This is a genomic window from Pseudidiomarina aestuarii (genome assembly GCF_003987355.1).
GTDB lineage: Bacteria > Pseudomonadota > Gammaproteobacteria > Enterobacterales > Alteromonadaceae > Pseudidiomarina > Pseudidiomarina aestuarii.
In genome coordinates, this window is record NZ_PIPR01000001.1 from 667,647 (window position 1) to 692,293 (window position 24,647).

The following is a 24,647-nucleotide window of genomic DNA, read 5'->3' on the forward strand; positions in this document are numbered from 1 at the left end:
GGTTATGACTCCCGTTCAAACCAAACGATAGTCTCAATGTGATGGGTCTGCGGAAACATGTCAACCACTTGTGCCAGCTTGATGCGATACCCCTGCTCATGCAAGTACCCTGCATCGCGTGCTAACGTATCGGGCGCACAAGAAACATAAATAATACGAGGAATTTGTAGCTTCGCGAGTAACGCCACTGCGTGTTGAGCACCACTTCGTGCTGGGTCCAATAATGCCTTTGAATAGCGTGTCTCTTCATTCGGTAGCGTCACCACAGGCTGATTCAAGTCGGCTTGAATGGCTGTCCCAGTGTGGCCCTGTCCTAGAGCTTGGTTGAGATTCTCTTGTAAGCGCTGAACCATGCGTCCCACGCCTTCAACAGCAACAAGTTTTGCACCGGTTGCGGCGATAGGGATACTGAAATTACCGGTGCCAGCATACAACTCGAGAATCGTGTCTGTTGGCTGCGGGTCTAGCCAACGGAGCGCTTGTTGAACCATCCACTCACTGCTGGCGGCATTGGCTTGAATAAAGTCGCCTGGCGTATAGGGAAGTTCAAACTGCTGCCGTTTCGCAGCCGTTTCAATTGCCGTTAAATAGCGTGGCAATGCCTGCTCTCCAACAACTGGGATTGACTCGCCAGTGTCAAGCTGGAACCAAATAGCAACGCTCTGAGCGCTGGCAAAGGCCGCAAGCGAGGCGCGGTCATCGTCGTTCAATGCGGTCACTTGCCAATCACTCAGCCGCAATAACACCACTGGCGTTGACGCAGCATACAATTCAACATGCCCGAGCCAGCGCAACAGAGTGAGTTGCGGCAGTAATGCCTGCAAGGGACGCAGGAGTTTATTCAACAACGGCTCCAGAACCATGCAGTCATTGATGGCGACGATCTCTTTACTTTGTTTCGCTCGAAAACCGAGCTTCAACGTTTGCCGCTTGGCATTCCAATGAACCGCCAATCGACTCCGACGGCGGTAGCCGAATGCGTCGCCGCCGTGCGGTGGTAGCCATGATTCAGGTTCGGTACCGGCAAACTTCTGCAGTAGCTCATGAACCACTTGCTGCTTGTGGATGCGTTGCTGACTGAGCTCAAGGTGCTGCAAGTCACAGCCACCACATTGCTGATAGAATGAACAGGGTGGTTCCACCCTGTGCTCAGCGGGCGTCATGATTTGAATCAAACGAGCAGTATACTTACCGTCATTTTGATACCGAATCATATCGCCAGGGAGTGCACCATCGATGAAACGGGTGCCTTGCGATGTGCGCACCACGCCGCGGCCTTGATGATCAAGGCCGACCACTGGGGTGGGGTCACTCGTTTTTGCGGGCGCTTGACGGCGTTTCGCTGGCCGATAAATCTGTGCCATCAGCCCTGCTTCATGAGCGCCTGTTGGCGTGCGGATACCATCAATGCTTTCATATCGCGTACCGCACGGTCGAGCCCAACTAATACGGCGCGAGCGATGATGGCGTGACCGATATTTAACTCCACTAATTCAGGAATCGCGGCAATCGGAGCCGTGTTGTGATAATGCAAACCGTGTCCGGCATTCACCTGTAAGCCTGCCGAATGCGCATACTGAATACCATCTATTAGGGTCGCGAGTGCCTGTTGCTGCGTTTTCTCAGACTGTTGTTCGGCGTAATGCCCGGTGTGAATTTCAATGATCGGCGCGCCACAGTCGAGTGCTGCATCAATTTGTTCGCGCTGGGCATCAATAAACAGTGACGTTTCAATACCAGCTTCGGCTAACTGCTCGACTGCCGCTTTAATTTTGTCGCGCTGTCCGGCGACATCTAAGCCACCTTCTGTCGTCAGCTCCTCGCGTTTTTCTGGAACCAGACACACATACGCAGGTTTGATGCGACAGGCTATGGCTAACATCTCATCCGTCACGGCCATTTCTAAATTCATCCGCGTTTGCAACGTATCCGCGAGCATTTCAACGTCACGGTCACGAATATGCCGTCTATCCTCGCGCAAATGAATTGTAATTCCATCCGCACCCGCCTGTTCTGCCAGTGCAGCTGCAGTAACAGGATCGGGATAAGACACGCCCCGCGCATTGCGAACTGTCGCTACATGGTCAATATTCACACCCAACAGAATGGGATAATGTTCAGGTATCATGTGTTGTATCCTTGACCGCTTTTGTTTGCACTTGAAACAGCGAGCGAGAGCGCAGTGGCTGACTGCCCAAATACGGCTTTAAAGCGGCTCGCATAATCTGTTTCATAAGCCTTAATAACCGCTCGTCACTCACTTCAAAATCGTGAATCTTCAGCAAATCGGCACCATTAAAAGCGCCCTGCAATGACTCAACAAACCCAAATTCTGCACGAAAATCGTAGCGCTTTATTGGCTCGATAGCCGCTCCTGATTCGGCATCATGAAGCCAATCAAACGCGTGCCCAGAATGCTGTAACAACTGCCATTCGAAACGCCGCAACAAGGGTTCTACATGTTCAACGTCTTGCAGTAACACGAGCGATTCTTGATAGTCATCGAATAACGCATCGTTTGCTTGATAAGGGATCGTCAGTCGCTGTAGCAGCTCATTGAGATAAAAACCGCTATACAATTGCCGGCCCGCCAGTTGCAAAGCTCCGGCCGAACTCTCTGCATGCGTCAATGTTTGCAAGTCATGACGGCCGCGTGTCTCAATCGTAATCGGCACAAACGGTTGAAGAATACTACGCCATGGACTTTTCGGGCGTTTAGCGCCTTTCGCGACAACCCGCATGCGCCCTTGCGTACGGCTATAAAGCTCTACGATGAGACTCGTTTCCTGATACGGCCACCGATGTAAAACAAAGGCCGCCTCCACAGTTATTCCTCACCGTACCCGAGACTGCGCAGCGCTCGTTCATCATCCGCCCAACCCGACTTCACCTTTACCCAGAGCTGTAAATGAACTTTACTGCCAATGAGCGGCTCTAGATCACGTCGTGCTTCACTACCGATGGTTTTTAATTTATTACCACCGGCGCCGATAACCATACGTTTTTGGCCTTCTCGCTCCACCAAAATCAGGGCGTGAATATGCGTGGTGCCATTCGGAGCTGTTTTGAACTGCTCGATTTCAACCGTAGCGCTATACGGCAGTTCATCACCGGTAAAGCGCATCAGTTTTTCCCGAATAATTTCTGCTGTCATGAAACGGAGCGAACGGTCGGTAACATAGTCTTCAGGATAATGATGCGCGCCTGGCTTCGCATATTTGTGCACTATGGTGCGCAACGCCTCCACTTGTTCACCCGTTTCAGCAGACAAAGGGATAATTTCTGCAAAGTCATGTCGTTGCGCTAGTTGCTGTAATTGTGGCAGCAAAGCGCCTTTGTCTTTCGCCAAATCAATCTTGTTCACTACCAAAATCACGGGACGCTGGGTGCGCTTCAAGGTAGTTAGCACCAATTCATCGTCGGCAGTCCACTTGGTTGCCTCAACCACAAATAGAATCACTTCGACGCCACTGATGGAACTGGTTGCCGCGCGATTCATCAATCGGTTCATGGCACGCTTCTCTTCCTGATGCAGGCCTGGCGTGTCGACATAGACAATTTGTCGCGATCCTTCAGTTTCAATACCCAAAATACGGTGTCGCGTGGTTTGAGGTTTACTGGAGGTGATACTGATTTTTTGACCCAATAGTTGGTTCAGTAGGGTCGATTTACCGACATTCGGACGCCCGACAATAGCAACAAATGCCGACTCTTGGTTTGGATCTGACATCTCAGCTAATAGGTTTTCAATATTCATTTCGATAGCTCCAAGTCCAATTTTTCGAGGACTTGCTGTGCGGCGGCTTGTTCAGCTTTGCGCCGGCTGGTTCCGGTACCCATAACAGGCTTGTCGATGCCTGCAACTGTACAAGAAACGGTAAATTGTTGGTTGTGTGCCTGCCCTTGCGTACTCACCACTTGATAATCGGGTAACGGTTGTTGGCGTCCCTGCAAGTATTCTTGTAGCCGCGTTTTTGGGTCTTTGTGTGTCGCGCCTGGCTGGATAGTCGCTAGTTTATCGGCAAACCACCCCAACACTACTGGGCGACAAGTTGGCAAGTCACTTTCCAAATACATAGCGCCCAAGAGTGCCTCGATACCATCGGCTAAAATCGACTCACGCCGATTACCACCACTCTTCATTTCACCGGGGCCTAGCACGAGAAATTTCCCGAGTTCAAATCGTTGCGCTACTTTGGCAAGCGAACGACCGCAAACCAAAGTTGCACGCATGCGACTTAAATCACCTTCGTCGATGCGTGGAAATCGCTCAAACAATGCCTCACTGATAATAATACTCAGCACCGCATCACCAAGGAACTCAAGGCGCTCATTATGTGTAGCAGAAGCACTGCGATGGGTCAGCGCGCGCTGCAAACGTTCACGGTTCTGAAATTGGTAACCGAAAACACGTTCTAACTGCTCTACTGGAGGCTTCGGAATGCTCAAAATTACTCCACAGTTCCTAAACGATGCCAACGAATGCCACTAGGGATCCAGCTCGGCAAAAATCGATTCGAACTCTGATCAAACTCAAAACTCATCCAAATAAACACGGCTCGGCCCACTAAGTTTTCTTCTGGAACAAAGCCCCAATAGCGGCTGTCCTCGGAGTTATCGCGATTATCACCCATCACAAAATAGTGTCCGTCAGGAACCACCCATTCATCGACGGCCGTCGTTCTATCCTGTTGCTGATAATAATAGCTCACGCGCGGTGAAACGCTCGGATCAACGAGAATATCATGGCTCACATGACCGAGCTGTTCACTATAACGTTCAAGCGGACGAGACCCGTTGAAGTAAACCTCTTCCTGCGGCTCGATATTTTTTTCGACCACTTGAATTTGCGGGCACTCTTGTTGATTATTTACGCAAGCAGGCTCGAGATACAAGGTCTTATTGCGATAAATAATCCGATCTCCCGGAACGCCGACAATGCGTTTGATGAAATCCACTGAAGGTTGCGGTGGAAATTTGAATACCGCAATATCACCACGCTCAGCTTGCCCCATTTCAATCAATTCATGTCGCCAAATCGGGTCGCGCAGGCTGTAGGCAAACTTTTCCACCAAGATAAAATCACCATCCAGCATGGTCGGCATCATTGACGCCGACGGAATTCGAAAAGGCTCATATAAGAAACTGCGCAAAATGAGAATCACAAATAAAATCGGAAACACAGACTGACAGAACTCAGCCACTCGTCCTTGTGGTGCGATTCGCTGTTGCGCGTCTTCGCTCAGTGTTTCTTGTAAACGTTCTTCTTCTGCTGTGATCTTGGCTAGTCGTTGCGGTTTGTTGACCCGCGCGTCATACCACCAAATCAATCCTGCTAAGATGGTCACCACCGTCAGCAGGATAGAATAGATATTTGCCATGCGCTATTTCCCTACTTTTAACACTGCAAGAAACGCCTCTTGAGGCACCTCGACATTGCCGAGTTGCTTCATCCGCTTCTTCCCTTCTTTTTGTTTTTGTAACAGTTTCTTCTTCCGGCTTACATCGCCGCCATAACACTTCGCGATAACGTTTTTCCGCAATTGCTTGACTGTCGATCGAGCAATCACATGCGTTCCTATCACCGCTTGAATCGCAATATCGAACATTTGTCGTGGGATCAGTTCGCGCATTTTCTCAACCAACTCACGGCCGCGCCCTTGCGAGTGATCACGGTGAGTAATCATAGCCAGCGCATCGACGCGCTCTTGGTTGATCAGAATATCGACACGCACCATGTCCGCTTCTTGGAACCGCTTAAAGTGATAATCCAATGACGCGTAACCGCGACTCGTTGATTTAAGTCGGTCAAAAAAGTCCATGACCACTTCCGCCATCGGCAATTCGTAAGTAATAGCCACTTGTTTGCCGTGGTAGAGCATTTTTGTCTGCACACCCCGTTTATCTACGCACAAAGTGATGACGTTGCCCAAATACTCCTGGGGCACCAGAATGTTGGCCTCAACAATCGGCTCATAGATGGTTTCAATATCATTCACGGGGGGCAGATTGGATGGATTATCAACCATCAACTCCTTGCCATCTTTGCGTACGACTTTATAGACAACCGTAGGTGCCGTGGTAATGAGGTCAATATCGTATTCACGTTCCAGTCGCTCTTGGATAATTTCCATGTGCAACATACCCAAGAATCCACAGCGGAAGCCGAAGCCTAACGCTGACGAATTCTCTGGCTCATAAAATAACGACGCATCGTTCAAAGATAACTTACCGAGCGCATCACGGAAGCTTTCATAATCTTCAGACGAAATGGGGAACATGCCCGCGTAGACCTGTGGCTTTACTTTCTTGAAACCCGGTAAAGGTTGTTCTGCCGGCGACTTTGCCAGTGTTAGCGTATCTCCTACTGGCGCGCCCAAGATTTCTTTAATACCCGCGATAACGAAGCCAACCTCGCCACAGCGCAGAATGCCCGACTCGGTCGCTTTCGGCGAAAAGAATCCGACTTTGTCAATTTGGTACACTTGCCCTGTCGACATGACTTTCATCTTATCGCCGGCACGCAAAGTGCCATTTTTCACGCGAACCAATGACACCACGCCCTGGTAGTTATCAAACCACGAATCAATAATCAGTGCCTGCACCGGGGCGTCTGGATCACCCTGTGGTGGCGGTATTTGGCGAACAATGCGTTCCAACACATCATCAATGCCAATACCGGTTTTTGCGGAGCACTGCACCGCATCGATCGCTTCGATGCCAACAATGTCCTCAATTTCCTCTGCCACGCGCATCGGATCGGCTTGTGGTAGATCGATTTTATTGAGAATCGGCACCACTTCCAGATCCATATCCAGCGCGGTGTAACAATTCGCTAGGGTTTGTGCTTCGACACCTTGTGCAGCATCAACTACCAACAACGCACCCTCGCAACCCGCCAAACTCCGCGACACCTCATAGGAAAAGTCAACGTGTCCTGGTGTATCGATAAAATTTAACTGATAGGTTTCGCCGTCTTTCGCCGTGTAATGCAACGTCACACTTTGGGCTTTGATCGTGATTCCACGCTCACGTTCCAAGTCCATGGAGTCCAACACCTGTTCTGCCATTTCACGCGCAGTCAGACCACCACAATGTTGAATCAGTCGGTCAGACAGAGTCGACTTACCGTGGTCAATGTGCGCGATGATAGAAAAGTTACGAATATTCGTTTGCTTGAACGCCTGTGCGGGCATTAATGCACCTCAACAACTGATTAATTTGCAAGAAATAGAAGAATGCGCCGATCATACTGATTATGACGCCAGGAACAAAGGAATTTCGGGATATTTGCGTCTAAATCATGCCCATAAACAGCACAATCTTATGCCGATGTTTGCAGCGGCTGTATGGTCAATAATTGATTGACCCGCAGATCATGCTTTTTTAGCCAGCGTTTCAGGCTCCAAAAACTCAGTCCAAACGCGAGTAGAGAAGCCAAAATCACCGCACCTTCAGGCCACTGTAATGCTGATGTCGTTAGCACAGCAACGCCCAATAACGCGGTTAACGGTGTGCCATAAAGTAATAACGATAATTTCGTAAGCGCTGTTTCTGGGAGTAATAGTTCGACCATTTCTCCGGCACGGAATTGACCCTGTTCAGGTTTGGCAATACGAAATTCGGCGCGGCGGTCGGAGAACGCTTTAGAAATAATTCCCGCACCACAAGTATTTTGTTGCTGACAACTGCCACAACCCGTTTTCAGTTGCGTACTTACCAGCAGATAGTTGGCTTCAACAGCAACAATATGGGCATGCTCGCGAATCATGACGGATTAGCCACGCGGATACTGTCGGCAATTCGGTTTAAGGTTTCAACTGGCAACTTGCCGACGACGGTAATGGCAAAATTCTGCCGTTGCGCAGTCACTAACGATTCAGGTCCCTGAATGGACAAGTTCGGCAAATTTACATCACTGACTGGAGACACATAAATAGAAACATCGGTCAGCCCATCGCTATACAAAAAATAATCCGTAGGCACATTGGTTTCTAACAATAGCCGGTGATTTTTCCGTTGTAATTCAAAACCTCCCGGCAACCAATCCACCATCACGCCATAGCTGGTGTCGGTCATTTGTTGTAACTCAAACAGGCGTGGCGGACGCTGCACACCGCGCAAATCGGCGAGTGATACGGGTAGTTCTGAGCGCACTTGGAACGATGTCAATTGCACTTGCTCGAGCACTTCGCCTTGCGGCGTGGTCATCTGCATTTTCAGCAACATACCGGTCTCTCTATCCACCCAAAGTCCATAATGATAGCGGCTGTTGTCTCGACTGACCAAGCGGAGAAACTGTGTATTACGTCCGGTTACACGCATGCCAGTTCCAGCAATCACTTGATAGAAGTCACTCAACGTCGAGAATCGCTGATAAAAGGCTGCAGGTAACAAACCATAAGTCACGTCACTCTGTAATGAATAAGAATTATCAGACGGTTGAAAATAGTACGAGGTGGTATCACCGAGGCGCAGAATGCGGACATCAGCACCATTCAATTGGACCAAAAGTTCTACCTCTAGCCCATCCGCATGTCGGCCATGCAACCACAATAGCGGCTGTATTCGGTCGCCCTGGGTATGCACGAGTGTTGCTTCGAAGTTTAATTGACGGAGTGCTTGGCTCATGCGATTAAACCACTGCACACCGATGGCCTCTGGATTGGCCACAGCCATTGTCGCCATCGCTTCAGGCGTCGGCTGCGTGAGTGCTTCGTTACTCTGTTGTGCTGGAGTGTCTGTCTCTGTAGCAAGAACTACAGCTTGGGCGTTGAGGGGGGTTGGGAAACAGAACATGGCCGCCGCTATCAACCCGACACCGGCGGCCGTTGCACCCACATTAATCATTCGTTGGTTTTTCACTCTCACTAGCACTGGTTGACTCGCTACGATCTTGTTGCTTCGCCTGCAATGATAACTGCAATTGACGCTGATGATCGAGCATATAAGCCTGCAATAGTTGTCGCTGCTGAGCGACCTCTGCTGCTGACGGACCATTATCAGGAACCACGGTATTAAAACTGACAGGATTACGCCCACCTAATGGATTGGTCACCAGCGCAGGTTCCATCGATTCTGTAACGGCACCGTTATCCAACACCGGTTGTTGAATACTTAGAACAGCAACCACTGCAACACTCGCTGCAATAGCAACACTCGACAACGGCTTCAACCACCGTAATGCAGCTTTACTCTGTGCGTGGCCAGCACCCAATTGCGGATTAATTACTGCGTTTGATGGCGTTTCAGCGGCAATCGCTACGGCAACTTGGCTACTAATATCTAACGACTGACCTGTTCGTACCGTGTCACGCACAACATGACCAATCAGTGCATAGCGTTGCCATGTCGCTGTCGCTTCTGAATCAGCTAACAACGCATCTAATTGGCTATGATTCTCACCGTCAAGATGATCATCTAATAGCGCTGATACGTGTTCATTGCTGCATTTAGGCATAGTGTTTCCTTGAATCATGTCGTTTTTGTTAGCGCTCTAATAACGGACGAAGTTGCTGATCTATGGCTTCTCGAGCGCGAAATATCCGCGAACGAACCGTACCAATCGGACAATCCATTTCAATCGCAATTTCTTCGTACCCTAACCCATCTAATTCACGCAAAGTAATCGCTCGACGCAAATCTTCTGGCAAGTTATCGATGGTTCGCATCACTACGTCACGAATTTCATCGGTTAATAATAAATTTTCTGGCGAGGCGGAATCTTTTAACGCACCGCCGCCCTCATAATATTCCGCATCACCTGCGTCGACGTCACTGGCAGGTGGTTTGCGCCCTTGCGCAACTAAGTAATTTTTCGCTGTATTGACCGCTATACGATACAACCACGTGTAAAATGCGCTTTCACCCCGAAAGTTTTCCAATGCTCGATAAGCTTTCACAAACGTTTCTTGAGCTACATCGGGTACATCAGCAGATTGCTTCACATACCGTGAAATGAGACTCATCACTTTGTGCTGGTACTTTTTGACCAACAGATCAAAAGCTCTCGGGTCACCTTGTTGTACGCGCTCGACCAATACCTTGTCGGTTTCGTGTTCGCTCATCCGAGCCTGTTCTCCTCAACCCTTGGCTACTTCAGATTTTAGGCCCGTCGCGTGATTGTCAATTATGACCGACGCTCAGGTAAAAAGTTCGCAAAAAATCTGCAAAAGAGTAAAATCGGTTCTATTCAATAGGCCACGCAGCGAATTTTCGCCTTAGATATCCCTACTTTATGGAACGAATCCCTGATTTTCAATGTGATGTTTTGATCATCGGTAGCGGTGCTGCCGGACTCACCTTAGCATTGCAACTTGCCTCAGAAGCGGACGTCATCGTCATTTCCAAGGGACCTCTCACCGAAGGCTCTACATATTATGCGCAAGGCGGCATTGCCGCTGTGTTCGATGAGAATGATAGCATTGAAAGCCATATTGAGGATACGCTCATTGCAGGTGCCGGTATTTGTGAAATGGATGCGGTTGAATTTACCACCCGCCACGCCCGCGAGAGTTTGCAATGGCTGATTGATATGGGGGTTGGTTTTGACCAAGTCACCGCAAGTAGTGGCGAGGCAAAATACCATTTAAATCAAGAAGGTGGGCACAGTCATCGGCGCATATTACACGCTGCGGATGCAACTGGGCGCGCCGTGCAAACAACGTTAGTTGAACAAGTTAAATTGCATCCTCGCATTAAAGTTCTCGAGCGCTACAATGCCGTAGATTTAATCACCGAGCGGCACACTCGCGCTGCCCGCGGTTGTTATGGTGCTTACATCTGGAACCGACTGGCTGAGCGAGTCGAGACTGTAGCAGCAAAATTTGTTGCCTTAGCGACCGGTGGCGCCAGCAAAGTTTATCAGTACACCAGTAATCCTGATGTTGCCAGTGGCGATGGTATTGCAATGGCTTGGCGCGCAGGTTGTCGGGTGGCCAACATGGAATTTAACCAATTCCATCCAACCTGCTTGTTCCATCCGAATGCGCAGACATTTTTGCTGACCGAAGCGCTCCGTGGCGAGGGGGCCTTGTTAAAACGCCCAGACGGATCGCGCTTTATGCCAGAATTTCATGAGGCAGCCGAACTGGCTCCCCGGGATGTAGTGGCGCGCGCGATTGACTTTGAAATGAAGCGGCTCGGTGCGGATTGCATGTACTTAGATATCTCACACAAGCCCGCAGATTTCATACGTGCGCACTTCCCTACTATTTACGAAAAATGTCTCGGGTTAGGTTTAGACATCACGCAACAACCCATGCCCGTTGTTCCGGCTGCACACTATACCTGTGGTGGGGTCAAAACCGATTTAACCGCGCAAACCGATTTACCGAATTTGTATGCCATTGGTGAGGTTGCATACACTGGCTTGCATGGCGCAAATCGAATGGCAAGTAACTCGTTACTGGAGTGTTTAGTATTTGCACAAGCCGCGGCTGCTGATATCAAAACTAAACTCGCGACAGCCCAGCGTCTCGAACGCCTCCCCTCGTGGGATGAGAGCCGAGTCGGTGATTCCGATGAGGAAGTAATCATTCAACACAACTGGCATGAATTGCGTTTATTTATGTGGGATTACGTAGGTATTGTACGCACGACTAAACGGCTGGAACGCGCACTACGCCGAATTGAGCTCTTGCAACAAGAAATCCAAGAGTACTATCGTAACTTTCGAGTCAGTAACAATTTACTCGAACTGAGGAATTTAGTGATGGTCGCTGAACTGATTGTGCGTAGTGCCATGGAGCGCAAAGAGAGTCGCGGTCTCCATTACATACTTGACTACCCTGAGTTAGCAGCAGACTCAGGTCCAACGATCCTCACGCCACAACAACAGCAATCGTCTTAGCCGGTGCCATTGTTGCCGGCCTAAAGCCCTGCGATTCAAGAACAACCAGCGGCTCTCGAGATGACTGCCAGACTTACGGTGCAGCCGCACAAAAGCCCAAGTGGCGATACACCAACTGTGCTTTTCTGCCTGCCATGATCGTTGTGGTTTTCCCCCCGAAGCAGACAATTCAAGCCATTCCCGCTGCTGCAACTGCACGCCCCAGACCACGGACTGTTGCCATGCCGTGCGAGCACTTGCAAATAAGCAGTATGAACCGGACATTTACACTTTAACGCGGCGTAATATTACCTGCACCATTTCGGCTAGATCTGGATCTGGACAGGCTTGATGCCCCATAAACCACGCAAATAAATCAGGATCATCGCAGGTCAGAAGTCGCCGGAACTGCTCTTGTTGCTCAGCCGGCAAATCATCGTAGGCTTCGTCAACAAAGGGACGAAACAACACGTCCAGCTCCAGCATCCCGCGACGGCAAGCCCAGCGCATACGGTTCTTATCACGCAATAATTCAGCACTCTGTTGTAGCTTTTCCATGAGGATCCCTTTTAACCCGTGTTTTAACCCTTGTATAATGAACAATCGTCCCCACCTATGTGGCTATAACATTTTCGGCGAAAATTTTTTGGCGACGAAAGCCGATGCGAGGTGATTGTGTTAGCACCAGAGTTTACCAAAGCTCAACCTGAATACGTAACCGTTTCTCTGAAAGATTATGCGGTGATTGAATTACATGGCCCAGAGACTGATAAGTTTCTGCAAGGTCAGTTGTCGTGTGACATCAATCAACTCACGGAGAGCAACTGGTTGTACGCCGCTCATTGCGATAATAAAGGCAAAATGCTGGCTACCCTATGGGTAACTCGCTTCGCAGAGAGTGTGCTGTTAATTTCGACGCAAGCAGCCATTGCTGCAAGTTTAGCCCAATTACAGAAATACGGCGTATTCAGTAAAACTGAGATAACTACCGGTACAAGTTTTCAACTGTTTGGTGTTTTTGGCACCGCTGCACCTGCGCGAGTGGCTGAATGGCTTCAAACACCTTTACTTGATGGTCAGCATACTGCTACCCAAACTGAACATAGCGTCGTACTGAATCTCGGCGCTGAACCCGATCAATACCTTTTGGTGACCCGTGGCCACGAGCTACCCACCAATTCGCCTGCCGAGTACTGGCAGGCGCTGGAAATCGAGCGCGGTCGTGCTACCCTGCACGAGGGTACTGTGCTCGAATTCGTACCACAGATGCTAAACGTGCAAGCGTTAGCGGGAATTAGCTTTACTAAAGGCTGCTACATCGGCCAGGAAACAATTGCTCGGATGCATTATCTGGGCAAACAAAAGCGCGCTTTGTTCCGTCTCCGCGGTAAAGGTTCTATGGTAGCTCCGGGAGCTATTATCGAACAGCAACTCGGAGAGAATTGGCGCCGTGCGGGTACGGTAATTAATGCAGTGAGCCGTACCGATTATCCTCTCGATTTACTCGCAGTGTTGCCGAGCGATAGCGAAGCGACGACGGTCTATCGAGTCAAAGATGATAACGCAAGTTTCTTGGAAATTTACCCACTGCCTTATAACTTGGATGAATCATGAGTCAAACCATTAGCCAAGACAAAGTTGTCGGCATTCACTACACCGTTAAAACCGCTGAAGGCCAAGTGCTGGATCAATCAAAAGAAGGGAACCCATTACAGTTCATCTTCGGTCGAGGCATGCTGATCAAAGGTTTAGAAGACGCTCTTGCAGGTAAACCTTCCGGTGAAAAATTTGTCGCTGACATTGCTGCTGCCGATGCCTACGGCGAGCGTCATGATGGGCTTATTCAGACCGTCCCACGCACCTTATTCGGTGACAACGAAGTCGCACCTGGCATGCAGTTTCGTGCCAGTACTGACAACGGCGAGCAATCAGTCGTGATCGTTGAAGTGTCTGATGACGAAGTCACTGTCGATGGCAATCATCCACTTGCGGGTGTTGCACTGACTTTTGACGTTGAAATTGTCGAAGTTCGTGACGCTACCGCAAGTGAACTGGACCACGGTCACGTGCATCCAGAAGGTGATCACCACGACCACTAAGCATGCCGTTCGTGCATTGCTTATGAGAACCACAGCATCTATTTGATGCTGTGGTTTTTTATTGCTGCCCTATCCTGTCTACTCAGACTCTGTGCTATCGTATTCGCAACTTTCACTGACCTCGATACGTGCATCTACCATGACTCATAAATCGTCTCCCTATTCAGCAGCCACCGCACTCGCACAAGCGTTAGGTGCTCATGATCACGAATCACAAGGTGTGGTGCCTGCTATTCATATTGCTACCACCTATATTCGTGGCGCCGACAACAGTTATCCTACTGGTAATGTTTACTCGCGTGCAGATAATCCCTCATACAAACCGGTTGAAGCGCTTTTATGTGAGCTCGAACAGGGCCATGAGGCATTGTTGTTTAGTTCCGGAATGGCTGCGGCAACAGCAGTATTTCAGGGTCTGCAGCCTGGTGATCACGTACTCGCTCCACAGGTCATGTATTGGGCACTACGGAACTGGTTGTTGAACTATGCGACGCGCTGGGGATTAGTCATTGATCTCATTGATATGACCGATGTCAGCGCAGTCGAACGGCACATCCGTCCTGGTGAAACTAAATTGGTGTGGTTAGAAACTCCGGGCAATCCATTGTGGACCATTAGCGACATTGCTGCCATCGCACAGGTTGCGAAAGCAGCTGGGGCTTGGGTTGCAGTCGACTCTACTTGCGCTACGCCGCTGCTCACGCAACCGCTGAAGCTCGGCGCTGACATCGTGATGCATTCAGCCACCAAGTACCTCAATGGGCACTCGGATGTGATTGCAGGAGCCCTAGTGAGCGCTGACGATAGCGAGTTTTGGCAACGCATTCGCGCAGTCCGCTCACAAGGGGGAGCTGTACCAAGTCCACATGACGCGAGTACGCTACTGCGCGGGATGCGAACCATGCACTTGCGTGTTCGCGAGGCGTGCACCAATGCGCAATTTATCGCTGAACAGTTGAGCCAGCATCCAGCTGTTCTTGCGGTGCTCTACCCTGGCTTAGCCTCGGATCCGGGACATTCGGTCGCAAAACAGCAAATGCATGGTGGTTTCGGCGGCATGTTATCCATTCGCATGCGCGCAGGAGAGCAGGCTGCCATTCATGTTGCTGCACACACAAAACTCTGGAAGCGTGCCACCTCGCTCGGTGGCGTCGAATCTTTGATTGAGCATCGCGCCAGCGTCGAGGGACCCAGCAGTCCATGCCCAGCAGACTTGTTGAGGCTGTCCGCAGGAATCGAAGACAAAGACGAGCTCCTTGCCGACTTACTGCAGGCATTTCCAAGCTAATTTTACGCAATTTTTATGGCGCCTGAGTAAAATCACTCACGCTTTTTTATGCGAGTTAAACCTACCATAGAAGCTCCTAAGGGGGCTTCATATGGTCAATGCACGCACTGTTGTGAAACTGCTCGTTTATCCTATCCATTGGCTGGCTGGTATCCAGTTTGTATTTGCAGTGCTATCGGTAACGGTCTTTCAAGATCTAGTAGCGCGCTGGTTCTTCGCCAGCTCGTTGATTTGGATGCTGATCGGCGTGCTCATCTGGACGCGTTTAAGAAAGCATGAAATACAGACTATCCGTATTCATGATGGACTGTTATTTGCTGTGCTCACTTGGATCATAGCCGGCACGGTTGGTGCGCTGCCAATTTATTGGATCACGGAAGTTTCATGGACTGACGCCATGTTTGAATCCGTCAGCGCACTCACGACCACCGGGGCGACCATTCTGACCGGTCTTGATATCATGGCGCCGAGTTTTCTACTGTACCGCCAGTTTCTCCAATGGACGGGGGGATTGGGTGTTGTGATCTTCGTAGTTGCCTTGCTGCCAATGTTAAATGTTGGCGGCATGCGGTTGTTGATCGCTGAAACTCCGGGGCCCATCAAAAATGATAAAATTGCCCCACGAATTGGTAACGCTAGCCGCTACCTATGGCTAGTGTATCTAGCAATTACCGTTGCTTGTGCCGCCTGCTATTGGTCCGCAGGTATGAGCTTTTATGATGCTATCGCGCATAGTTTTACAACCGTCTCGACAGGCGGATTCTCTACCCATGACGCGAGTTTGGGCTACTTCGAGAGTAATACAATTCTCTGGATAGCAAACGTTTTTATGGTATTGGGAGCAATTAGCTTTGCCCTGCATTGGCGAATCAATGCGCAGCGGCAATGGCTCGATTATTGGCGGGATGAGGAAACTCGTATCTTTCTATGCCTTGTTCTGTCCTTCGGATTGATTGTTACCGCTATCATACTCAGTAACGATACCTATGCATCGACCTACGATGCTGTGAGCCAAAGTTTTTTTCACATTATTTCCTTCATGACCAGTACAGGTTATGGCGCCACCGACCTGAGCACCTGGCCGTTAGTATTGCCATTAGTATTAGTTTTTGTAAGTTACTTAGGTGGTTGTGCCGGTTCAACTGCTGGTGGTAACAAGATCATTCGCGATATCATCGCCTTTAAGCTGATCAAAAATCAGTTTTCGGTCTTATTGCATCCGCGGGCCGTGAAACAGATTCGTTATCAAGACAAAATTGTTGCGGACTCTGTGGTCACCTCTATTATTGCGTTTTTACTGTTGTCCGCCTTATCGACTATTGTCTTTACCTTTTTATTGGTTGCTGCAACTGGCTTTGATTTTTGGTCCGCGTTCACAGCTGTAGCAGCATGCCTAAACGTTCTTGGTCCAGGCTTTGGTGAAGTTGGGAGTAACTTTATAAATGTGTCAGATTCTGGCATTTGGATACTGAACTTTGCAATGTTGCTCGGACGGCTCGAATACTTTACGTTGATAGCACTTCTGTTACCGGAGTTTTGGCGTGAATAAATTGACCTTGCTACGCACACTAAAGAGCCGCGATTTAATACTTGCCTGCTTGATCATCGCTGCATTTATCAGCGCCGCAATTTTTCTCGAGCAGTGGTTAGTTCCAGCCGCTGGCACGGCGTTAATTTTGCTCGGTGGCGTGATTGTAACAACGCTACTCACACGCCCCATCATTGGATACATTGCAGCTGTAGTGGGTGCCCTCGCTTTTAATATTCTATTCACCGCACCCCGCTATTCATTGCACATGCAAGAGGTGGACGAAATTGCCACGCTCGCAGTGTTCATGATTATTGCTTTGGGGAGTGTGAATTTAGTGAGTCGTATTCAACAACAGGACTCAGCTTTAGCGGATGCGCAGCTACGTGCCCAACTTTTGCTATCGCTCTCTCATGATATTAAAACACCTTTAACCAGTGTGTTAGGCAACCTGACAACGTTTCAATCCTATCAACAACGGCTGACACAACCGGAGCGTGATGAACTGATTGACGGGGCAATCGCAGAGGCAGAGCGGCTGCAACAGTATATTCAAAACCTGTTGCAAGCAACGCGACTGGAATATGGTGTCATTAATCTAGAGACAAAACCGACCGATCTCGTTGAGCTGTGTCGCGATGTTGTGTTGCGATTTGAACAAAGTGATAGATTCGAACTCAATTATACGGTTGATCGAATCAACATCGATGCGCAAAAACCATTATTAGAACAAGCACTCTTCAACTTATTTGATAATGCACTACGATACTCACCGGCAGGCTCTACAGTGGTCATCGAAACGAAGGTGACTGCTTCAGACCAACAAGTCCGGATCATTAATCACAATAGCGAAAAAGACCTGCAAGTCATTCAGCAGAGTTTTCAACCGTTTGCGAATCAATCGTCGAACGATACTAAATTGGCTGGAACGGGATTGGGGTTAGCGGTCGCTGCGAGTATTATAAAGGCACACTCGGCTCAGTTGGAGGTACGCCGTACGCAAAGCTCAACAGAGTTTACCATTCGTTTCCCACTTACAGTCACCCGGTAAGAACTATCAAGGAATAGTATGGAAAGTCCAATTGTCTTGTTTGTTGATGATGAAGTTCGGATTCGTTCCTTTGTACGAATTTCAATGCAAGCTGAGGGATTTGAATTTTACGAGGCCAGTTCTGCCGAGGGCGCTTGGGATTTGCATCAGGCGCTGCCGGTGCAGCTGATAATTCTCGACTTAGGTTTGCCTGATCATGATGGCATTTGGCTCCTGAAACGAATTCGTGCTGAAAGCTCTGTGCCTATTTTAGTTCTGAGTGCTCGCGATGAAGAACAAGAGAAAGTAAAGCTGTTAGAGTGCGGTGCCAACGATTACCTCACCAAACCATTCGGGATCCGTGAACTAGTGGCTCGGGTGCGAGTATTACTGCGTGACCTGCCCACAAAAACTGACGATGAAACGCGACAAGTCGGGGCATTGACCTTGGTCAAGAACGATCATTCGGTGGTAGTAGATGGACAATCTATAGCTCTCTCCAACAAAGAGTTCCTACTGTTGTGGGCATTGGCTGAACGACCGCAAACGGTCGTGCCACACAAAGAATTATTGAGCCAAATATGGGGTGCAAGCCATCGCGAGGATAGCCACTATCTTCGGATTTTTATTCGTCAATTGCGGCGAAAACTAAACGATGACGCCACTCATCCACGTTTTATCGAAACCATACCGAGTATCGGCTATCGACTGTTGCTTCCGTAATAAAAAAGGGGCCACTGGTGGCCCCTTTTCGTTCTATTGTAGGTTTAACCTTTGCGCGGCCGCATGTGAGGGAATAACAATACATCACGAATCGATGGTGAGTTAGTCAGTAACATGACCAGACGGTCAATCCCGATCCCTTCACCTGCTGTTGGCGGCATGCCGTGCTCTAATGCGGTGATATAGTCATCGTCATAGAACATGGCTTCGTCGTCACCCGCTTCCTTCTGTTGAACTTGATCGAGAAAGCGTTGCGCTTGATCTTCTGCATCATTCAACTCAGAAAAACCATTCGCTAACTCACGGCCACCCACAAAGAATTCAAAGCGGTCCGTAATATGCGGATCGTTGTCATTTCGACGCGCCAACGGCGATACCTCAGCCGGATAAGCGGTAATGAAGGTTGGTTGAATTAACTTATGCTCGGCCACTGCTTCGAAGATTTCGATCTGTACTTTACCGAGACCCCAATTTGATTTGACCTGAATGCCTAATTCACCTGCAAGCGCACTCGCCTGCTCTAGGGTGCTCAGTTGCTCTGCCGTCGCACTCGGTAAATGTTGTAAAATGGCTTCATTCACCGTCATCCGCTGGAACGGCTGACTGAAGTCATAGGCAACACCTTCGCTTTCAAATTGCATGGAGCCAAGAATTTCAGCCGCCATACCGCGCAGCATATCTTCCGTAAGATCCATCAAGTCATTGTAGTCTGCATAACCCCAGTAGAACTCGAGCATAGTAAACTCTGGATTATGTCGCGTTGACAAGCCTTCGTTACGGAAGTTACGGTTTATCTCGAATACTTTCTCAAAGCCCCCCACAACCAGTCGCTTCAGATATAATTCTGGCGCGATACGCAGGTATAGCTCCATATCCAACGCATTGTGATGCGTCACAAACGGTCGCGCAGCCGCACCACCGGGAATGGTTTGCATCATCGGTGTTTCGACTTCTAAAAACTGCTTAGCGGTTAAATAGCGGCGAATATAATCAACAACTTTTGACCGCACAATAAAGGTATTCCGAGACTCTTCATTGGTGATCAGATCTAAGTATCGTTGACGATAGCGAATTTCTTGGTCAGCTAAACCATGAAATTTGTCTGGCAGTGGACGCAATGCTTTCGTCAATAAGCGGACGTCATCCACCTGCACGCTTAACTCACCCGTATTGGTCTTAAACAAAGTTCCAGTTGCGCCGAGAATGTCGCCCAAATCCCACTTCTTGAATTGTTCGTTATAAAGCCCTTCCACTAAATTATCACGCGCGACGTAGATTTGAATCTGCCCCGACATATCCTGCAAGGTCGCAAAACTAGCTTTACCCATAATGCGACGCGTCATCATGCGTCCAGCCACGGCTACTCGAATACCTTGTTCAGCTAATGCTTCTTTTTCTACGCTGTCAAAACGAGCATGCAAATCAGCAGCGAGGCTATCACGACGAAAGTCATTCGGAAAAGCAACGCCCTGCTCACGTAATGCCTTGAGTTTGGCCTTACGCTGCGCTATTTGCTCATTGACATCAACCTCTGGCGTCTGCGTTTTATCGTTCATTCTTTCGTCCTAATTTAACTGGATTGGCTTGCTTGTCTAGACCTTAGAGCCCAGACTTCAAGCTTGCTTCAATAAATGGGTCAAGTGCGCCATCAAGCACTGCTTGCGTGTTTCTATTCTCTACGCCCGTGCGTAAATCTTTGATTCGAGCATCATCTAATACATACGATCGAATCTGACTACCCCAACCGATATCTGATTTCGAATCTTCGAGCGCTTGTTTTTCCGCGAGTTGCTTCTGCAACTCCATTTCATACAATTTCGCTCGTAATTGCTTCATCGCAGCATCACGGTTTTTATGCTGAGAGCGATCACTTTGGCATTGCACGACAATACCGCTGGGTTCGTGAGTAATCCGTATTGCCGAGTCGGTCCGGTTGACGTGCTGCCCACCAGCGCCCGAGGCCCGATAAGTATCCACGCGCAAGTCCGCAGGATTGATCTCGATATCAATATCGTCATCCACCTCAGGATAAACAAATACCGATGCAAACGACGTGTGCCGACGATTGCCTGAGTCAAACGGTGACTTTCGCACGAGACGATGCACGCCCGTTTCAGTGCGCAACCAACCGTATGCATATTCGCCCTGCACTCGCACTGTCGCAGACTTAATACCGGCAACCTCACCTTCGGATAGCTCGGTGATTTCAACTTTAAACTCGTGCGCTTCAGCCCAGCGTAAATACATACGCAACAACATATTTGCCCAATCTTGTGCCTCAGTCCCGCCGGAGCCGGACTGAACATCCAAATAACAATCAGAGGCATCATCTTTACCAGAGAACATGCGTCGAAATTCGAGTGTTGCGAGTTGCTTTTCCAACTCGTCGAGTTCCATGACTGCGTCATTATAGGTTGCTTCGTCATCCGCCTCGACGGCTAACTCCACCAGTCCTTCGACGTCTTCCAGCCCCTGTTGCAACTTGTTGAGTGTACCTACCACTTCATCGAGTGCCGCACGTTCCTTACCCAGGGCTTGCGCGCGCTCTTGATTACCCCAAACATTAGGGTCTTCGAGTTCACGGCTGACTTCTTCTAATCGTTCAACTTTGCCTGCATAGTCAAAGATACCCCCGAAGCGCTTCGCTACGCGTTCGCATCTCTTTGATAGCTACATAAGTCGCATTGGTTTCGAACATGTTGTTTATCTCGCCGACAATCAATCACAAAGGGGCGCTATTCTATCGTAAAGCAACAAAATGCTCTAGTTGTAGCTGCACAGAAGTACGGCCACGAAACGTATTTAATTGAACCTGGTAGGCGGCATGAATGCGTTGCACGCTCGCATCAGGCCATTCTGTTGTATCTATATTAAAAGCGATAGCATCAATCGGCACTTTTGCCGGTGTTGCTAATACGAGCTTCAAATGCTTACTGCCAACAATACGTTGTTGAATAATACCAAACTCACCATCAAACAAGGGTTCTGGAAAACCCTGCCCAAAGGGGCCTAAAGCTCGCAATTGCTGCACGAATTGTTGGGTCAAGCTCGATTCATCAAGTTCGCCATCGGACCACAATACTGGCTCCAGATCAGCGCCATCAAGCCAACGTTCAGCGGTACTTTCGAGCGCTTCTTGAAACCGCTCAAGATTTGACTTTTTCAGCGTTAATCCTGCTGCCATGGCATGGCCACCAAAACGCTCAATCAGCTGTGGATGGTGACTGTGCACAGCCTCCAATAAGTCTCGCATATGAATGCCTGCTATGGAGCGAGCGGAGCCTTTTAAGAGTCCTTCTTCAGCATCAGCAAAGGCGATAACCGGGCGATGAATTTGCTCTTTCACTCGGCCTGCAACAATGCCAATCACACCCTGATGCCAGCCTGTTTGATAAAGGACCACAACAGGTGGAATCGCGCTCGCTGTGTAATCGGCCACATACTCTGCGGCCTGCTCACGCATTTCAGTCTCGATGGCGCGCCGTTCGCGGTTGTACTGATCGAGCTGCTGCGCGAGCTGCAGCGCACCAGTCTGAGTTTCAGCCAGTAAACACTCAATTCCCACAGCCATATCATCGAGTCGACCGGCGGCGTTAATGCGAGGCCCAATTGCAAAACCGAGATCAGCTGCTTGCAGTTGCTCGGGATCGCGTCCGGCCACTGTGAGGAGTGCTTGAATACCCGGTCGACAATGTCCAGAACGAATTCGCTGCAAGCCTTGATGGACAAGAATGCGATTAATGCCATCAAGCTTCACCACATCGGCTACAGTACCCACCGCAACTAAATCAAGCCAATCCGCTAAATTCGGGGTCGCTCGCCCCTGCTCGCGCAAAACTTGCCGCAACGCCAACAGCACATAAAAGGCCACACCAACGCCAGCAATAGATTTTGATGGGAAGGTGCAATCCGGATGATTGGGATTCACGATAATCGCTGCTGCCGGCAACTTGGGGCCGGGCAAATGATGATCCGTCACTATTACCGGAATGCCACAATCTGTGGCAGCCGCAATTCCTGCGTGACAGGAGATGCCGCTATCAACAGTGACGATTAACTCGGCACCTTGTTGCTGAGCATGAGAGACCACCGCGGGTGATAACCCATAACCATCAGCAAATCGATTGGGTACGATATAACTAACATGTTGCGCACCACAGGCTCTCAGAACCGACACCATTAAAGCGGTTGAGGTTGCCCCGTCGGCGTCAAAATCACCACAGATACAAATATGTCTTTGCTCGGCAATGGCTTGGGCTAAACGTTCCGCCGCCTCATGGGCGCCGCGCAACTGTTCGACACGCGGTAGCCGTTGCGTCGTCAATTGTAGCTCATCCACCGAGGATACACCGCGCCGAGCAATGATTTGTCGCAATAATGCCGGCATCGCTGCCGGCAAAGTTTCGATAGGATAGTCGGGGTAGCGCTTTATCTGCATAACAACAACGCAGGTTCTAGGTTCAGTGAAACGATTACTTATTCAACTCTTGCACCAGCCGAGATGGCGGCAAATAACCTGGCAGCAGGCGTCCGTCAGCTAACACCAACGCGGGTGTACCGCGCACACCGAATTTTTGACCCAATTCATAATGTTCTTGAACAGGAGTCGCGCAATTACCCTGTTTGATCGACTGATCAGATTTAGCGCGCGTCATGGCATCCTTCGGATCGTTGGCACACCAAATGGCATTCAGCTGATTAAACGCACTCCCCTGAAGACCACTACGTGGCCAAGCGTAATAGCGAATCGTAATTCCCGCGTCGAGATAGCTGTCCATTTGTTGATGGAGTTGACGGCAATAACCACACGTTGGATCCGTAAACACAGACACGACATATTTTTCATTGTCAGCTTTGAATTCAATCGCCGAATCCACGTGCTCTGCGAGATTATCACGGCGCATCGCATTCAACGTGATATCACTCAGGTTCTCCGGTTGTGGCCCAGTAATATCATAAATACGACCACTCATGAGCAGTTGCCCATCGCGGCTCACATAAATCAAACCTTGGTTGGTAATGACCTCATACAAACCTTGGATACTGGATTCGCGTACGGATTCAACGGCAAATCCCATGCGTTGCAAATGATTGGTATCCAAGTCGTCGATTTCATTCGCTGAGTTCACACTCACAGCTAACCCAAACACGGCGACGAAGATGGTTTTTAATACTGCTATTTTCATAGGTCGTTTTACCTGATTCAAAGAATTGTATTGCATACGCGCCATCTTATCATGCGCGCGGATGATGTTGAGCATGCAATTGTTGTAAACGTTCACGCGCTACGTGGGTATAAATTTGCGTCGTCGACAAGTCGCTGTGGCCAAGCAACATCTGTAACACCCGTAAATCGGCTCCATGATTCAACAAGTGAGTGGCAAATGCATGGCGCAATGTATGTGGTGACAAATGTGAACGGATGTCCGCACGCTGCGCATACAATTTAATCCGATACCAAAAGGCCTGCCGCGTGAGCGGTCCGCCACGGCGAGTGATAAACAACCAGTCGCCTGGCTTTTGATGTAATGTCGATCGAGCTGAATGCAAATAGTCCTGTACCCAATGCAACGCTTCCTCACCTAACGGCACTAAGCGTTCTTTATTGCCCTTGCCGACGACACGAACGAGTTCCTGTTGCAAACTAATTTGGTCGGTTGTCAGTTGAGTTAACTCGGTTACACGCAGGCCTGTTGCATACAGAACTTCGAGCATAGCGCGGTCGCGAAGTTCAATTGCATCCTCGACATTCGGCGCATTCAGTAGGGCCTCTACCTCAGACTCTGACAAACTGTGTGGAATCGATTGGGGTTGCTTAGGCCGCCGCAATCGCGCTGTTGGATCGACTGCGCACCACTGTTGTGTGCGAGCAAACTGGTAGAACTTTTTTAATGCACTGAGCGTGCGCGAGGTACTCCGTGGCGACAAGCCCTGCTGCCGTCGCCACAATAGATAATCTTCAATATCTTCAGCGCAAGCATCCGCGAGATTGGGGCGCTGCGCGGTGACCAGAAACTTTTGAAACTGTCTGAGATCGCTCTGATAGGCTTGGCTAGTATGCTTACTGACGCCCTGCTGCAGCCATAACCGGTCCAAAAAGGCGCTAATTTGGTCGTCAACTGCGGTGGAAATGCTAGCCATAGAGCATA

25 protein-coding genes are annotated in these 24,647 nt (G+C 49.4%); 7 read left to right on the forward strand and 18 right to left on the reverse strand.

All coding sequences use genetic code 11. The annotated features are described in order from the left end of the window. Nucleotides 1-2 precede the first annotated feature (2 nt). The 11 genes from rlmD to rpoE form a co-directional block, all read right to left on the reverse strand. Nucleotides 3-1,364, reverse strand: coding sequence for a 23S rRNA (uracil(1939)-C(5))-methyltransferase RlmD (gene rlmD, locus CWE22_RS03080; RefSeq protein ID WP_169929915.1), 1,362 nt, complete (start codon nt 1,362-1,364; stop codon nt 3-5). Continuing rightward, nucleotides 1,364-2,128 carry a pyridoxine 5'-phosphate synthase gene (gene pdxJ, locus CWE22_RS03085; RefSeq protein WP_169929916.1) on the reverse strand — a complete coding sequence of 255 codons (765 nt, stop codon included), beginning with the start codon at nt 2,126-2,128 and terminating at the stop codon, nt 1,364-1,366. The genes rlmD and pdxJ overlap by 1 nt, the downstream gene beginning before the upstream one ends. Continuing rightward, nucleotides 2,118-2,825, reverse strand: coding sequence for a DNA repair protein RecO (gene recO, locus CWE22_RS03090; RefSeq protein ID WP_169929917.1), 708 nt, complete (start codon nt 2,823-2,825; stop codon nt 2,118-2,120). Before recO ends, pdxJ begins: the two co-directional genes overlap by 11 nt. A gap of 2 nt (nt 2,826-2,827) precedes the next feature. Continuing rightward, entirely contained in the window at nt 2,828-3,757 is a 930-nt protein-coding gene (gene era, locus CWE22_RS03095) for a GTPase Era (protein WP_211618598.1), read from the reverse strand. Further along, on the reverse strand, nt 3,754-4,449 hold the full coding sequence (gene rnc / locus CWE22_RS03100; protein WP_169929918.1) for a ribonuclease III: 696 nt from the start codon (nt 4,447-4,449) through the stop codon (nt 3,754-3,756). Before rnc ends, era begins: the two co-directional genes overlap by 4 nt. Before the next feature lie 2 nt (nt 4,450-4,451). Then, nucleotides 4,452-5,381, reverse strand: coding sequence for a signal peptidase I (gene lepB, locus CWE22_RS03105; RefSeq protein WP_169929919.1), 930 nt, complete (start codon nt 5,379-5,381; stop codon nt 4,452-4,454). Between the two features lie 3 nt (nt 5,382-5,384). Next, the gene (lepA, locus tag CWE22_RS03110) at nt 5,385-7,196 is read right to left on the reverse strand and encodes a translation elongation factor 4 (RefSeq protein WP_169929920.1); all 1,812 of its coding nucleotides are present in this window, start codon (nt 7,194-7,196) and stop codon (nt 5,385-5,387) included. A 128-nt stretch (nt 7,197-7,324) separates the two neighbouring features. Beyond that, on the reverse strand, nt 7,325-7,771 hold the full coding sequence (locus CWE22_RS03115) for a SoxR reducing system RseC family protein (protein ID WP_169929921.1): 447 nt from the start codon (nt 7,769-7,771) through the stop codon (nt 7,325-7,327). Beyond that, nucleotides 7,768-8,865, reverse strand: a complete 1,098-nt coding sequence (locus CWE22_RS03120; protein ID WP_169929922.1) for a MucB/RseB C-terminal domain-containing protein — start codon at nt 8,863-8,865, stop codon at nt 7,768-7,770. Before CWE22_RS03120 ends, CWE22_RS03115 begins: the two co-directional genes overlap by 4 nt. After that, entirely contained in the window at nt 8,843-9,460 is a 618-nt protein-coding gene (locus tag CWE22_RS03125) for a sigma-E factor negative regulatory protein (RefSeq protein WP_169929923.1), read from the reverse strand. The genes CWE22_RS03120 and CWE22_RS03125 overlap by 23 nt, the downstream gene beginning before the upstream one ends. Before the next feature lie 28 nt (nt 9,461-9,488). Further along, on the reverse strand, nt 9,489-10,067 hold the full coding sequence (gene rpoE, locus CWE22_RS03130; protein WP_169929924.1) for an RNA polymerase sigma factor RpoE: 579 nt from the start codon (nt 10,065-10,067) through the stop codon (nt 9,489-9,491). 170 nt (nt 10,068-10,237) lie between these two features. On the opposite strand from rpoE, the gene nadB reads away from it, so the two are divergent. Further along, entirely contained in the window at nt 10,238-11,851 is a 1,614-nt protein-coding gene (nadB, locus tag CWE22_RS03135; RefSeq protein WP_169929925.1) for an L-aspartate oxidase, read from the forward strand. On the opposite strand, the gene CWE22_RS03140 is transcribed toward nadB, so the two are convergent. Continuing rightward, on the reverse strand, nt 11,807-12,115 hold the full coding sequence (locus tag CWE22_RS03140) for a hypothetical protein (RefSeq protein ID WP_169929926.1): 309 nt from the start codon (nt 12,113-12,115) through the stop codon (nt 11,807-11,809). The two genes, nadB and CWE22_RS03140, sit on opposite strands and share 45 nt — an antisense overlap. After that, nucleotides 12,116-12,388, reverse strand: coding sequence for an FAD assembly factor SdhE (locus CWE22_RS03145; protein WP_169929927.1), 273 nt, complete (start codon nt 12,386-12,388; stop codon nt 12,116-12,118). Nucleotides 12,389-12,505: 117 nt separating this feature from the next. Here CWE22_RS03145 and ygfZ point away from each other — a divergent pair, with 117 nt between their 5' ends. The 6 genes from ygfZ (at nt 12,506) to CWE22_RS03175 (ending at nt 18,498) form a co-directional block, all read left to right on the forward strand. Then, nucleotides 12,506-13,444 carry a tRNA-modifying protein YgfZ gene (gene ygfZ, locus CWE22_RS03150; protein WP_244595941.1) on the forward strand — a complete coding sequence of 313 codons (939 nt, stop codon included), beginning with the start codon at nt 12,506-12,508 and terminating at the stop codon, nt 13,442-13,444. Beyond that, nucleotides 13,441-13,929 carry an FKBP-type peptidyl-prolyl cis-trans isomerase gene (locus CWE22_RS03155; protein WP_169929929.1) on the forward strand — a complete coding sequence of 163 codons (489 nt, stop codon included), beginning with the start codon at nt 13,441-13,443 and terminating at the stop codon, nt 13,927-13,929. The genes ygfZ and CWE22_RS03155 overlap by 4 nt, the downstream gene beginning before the upstream one ends. Nucleotides 13,930-14,068: 139 nt before the next feature. After that, the gene (locus CWE22_RS03160) at nt 14,069-15,217 is read left to right on the forward strand and encodes a trans-sulfuration enzyme family protein (protein ID WP_169929930.1); all 1,149 of its coding nucleotides are present in this window, start codon (nt 14,069-14,071) and stop codon (nt 15,215-15,217) included. A 91-nt stretch (nt 15,218-15,308) separates the two neighbouring features. Next, nucleotides 15,309-16,766 carry a TrkH family potassium uptake protein gene (locus CWE22_RS03165; RefSeq protein WP_169929931.1) on the forward strand — a complete coding sequence of 486 codons (1,458 nt, stop codon included), beginning with the start codon at nt 15,309-15,311 and terminating at the stop codon, nt 16,764-16,766. Further along, entirely contained in the window at nt 16,759-17,796 is a 1,038-nt protein-coding gene (locus CWE22_RS03170) for a sensor histidine kinase (RefSeq protein ID WP_169929932.1), read from the forward strand. The genes CWE22_RS03165 and CWE22_RS03170 overlap by 8 nt, the downstream gene beginning before the upstream one ends. Before the next feature lie 18 nt (nt 17,797-17,814). Then, complete coding sequence (locus CWE22_RS03175; RefSeq protein WP_169929933.1) at nt 17,815-18,498, forward strand: response regulator transcription factor; 684 nt, start codon at nt 17,815-17,817, stop codon at nt 18,496-18,498. A 44-nt stretch (nt 18,499-18,542) separates the two neighbouring features. On the opposite strand, the gene lysS is transcribed toward CWE22_RS03175, so the two are convergent. The 5 genes from lysS to xerD all read right to left on the reverse strand — a co-directional run bounded on the left by lysS (nt 18,543) and on the right by xerD (nt 24,639). Then, on the reverse strand, nt 18,543-20,054 hold the full coding sequence (gene lysS, locus CWE22_RS03180; RefSeq protein ID WP_169929934.1) for a lysine--tRNA ligase: 1,512 nt from the start codon (nt 20,052-20,054) through the stop codon (nt 18,543-18,545). Nucleotides 20,055-20,097: 43 nt separating this feature from the next. Further along, nucleotides 20,098-21,196, reverse strand: a protein-coding gene (gene prfB, locus CWE22_RS03185) for a peptide chain release factor 2 (RefSeq protein WP_169929935.1) whose coding sequence is annotated in 2 segments (ribosomal slippage) — nt 20,098-21,120 and nt 21,122-21,196 — 1,098 coding nt in all. Because the reading frame shifts where the segments join, the coding sequence is not laid out codon by codon here. A 42-nt stretch (nt 21,197-21,238) separates the two neighbouring features. Beyond that, nucleotides 21,239-22,936, reverse strand: coding sequence for a single-stranded-DNA-specific exonuclease RecJ (gene recJ, locus CWE22_RS03190; protein WP_169929936.1), 1,698 nt, complete (start codon nt 22,934-22,936; stop codon nt 21,239-21,241). Nucleotides 22,937-22,970: 34 nt separating this feature from the next. Then, complete coding sequence (gene dsbC / locus CWE22_RS03195; RefSeq protein ID WP_169929937.1) at nt 22,971-23,684, reverse strand: bifunctional protein-disulfide isomerase/oxidoreductase DsbC; 714 nt, start codon at nt 23,682-23,684, stop codon at nt 22,971-22,973. A gap of 49 nt (nt 23,685-23,733) precedes the next feature. Next, nucleotides 23,734-24,639: a site-specific tyrosine recombinase XerD gene (xerD, locus tag CWE22_RS03200; protein WP_169929938.1), complete on the reverse strand. Its 906-nt coding sequence runs from the start codon at nt 24,637-24,639 to the stop codon at nt 23,734-23,736. Nucleotides 24,640-24,647 lie beyond the last annotated feature (8 nt).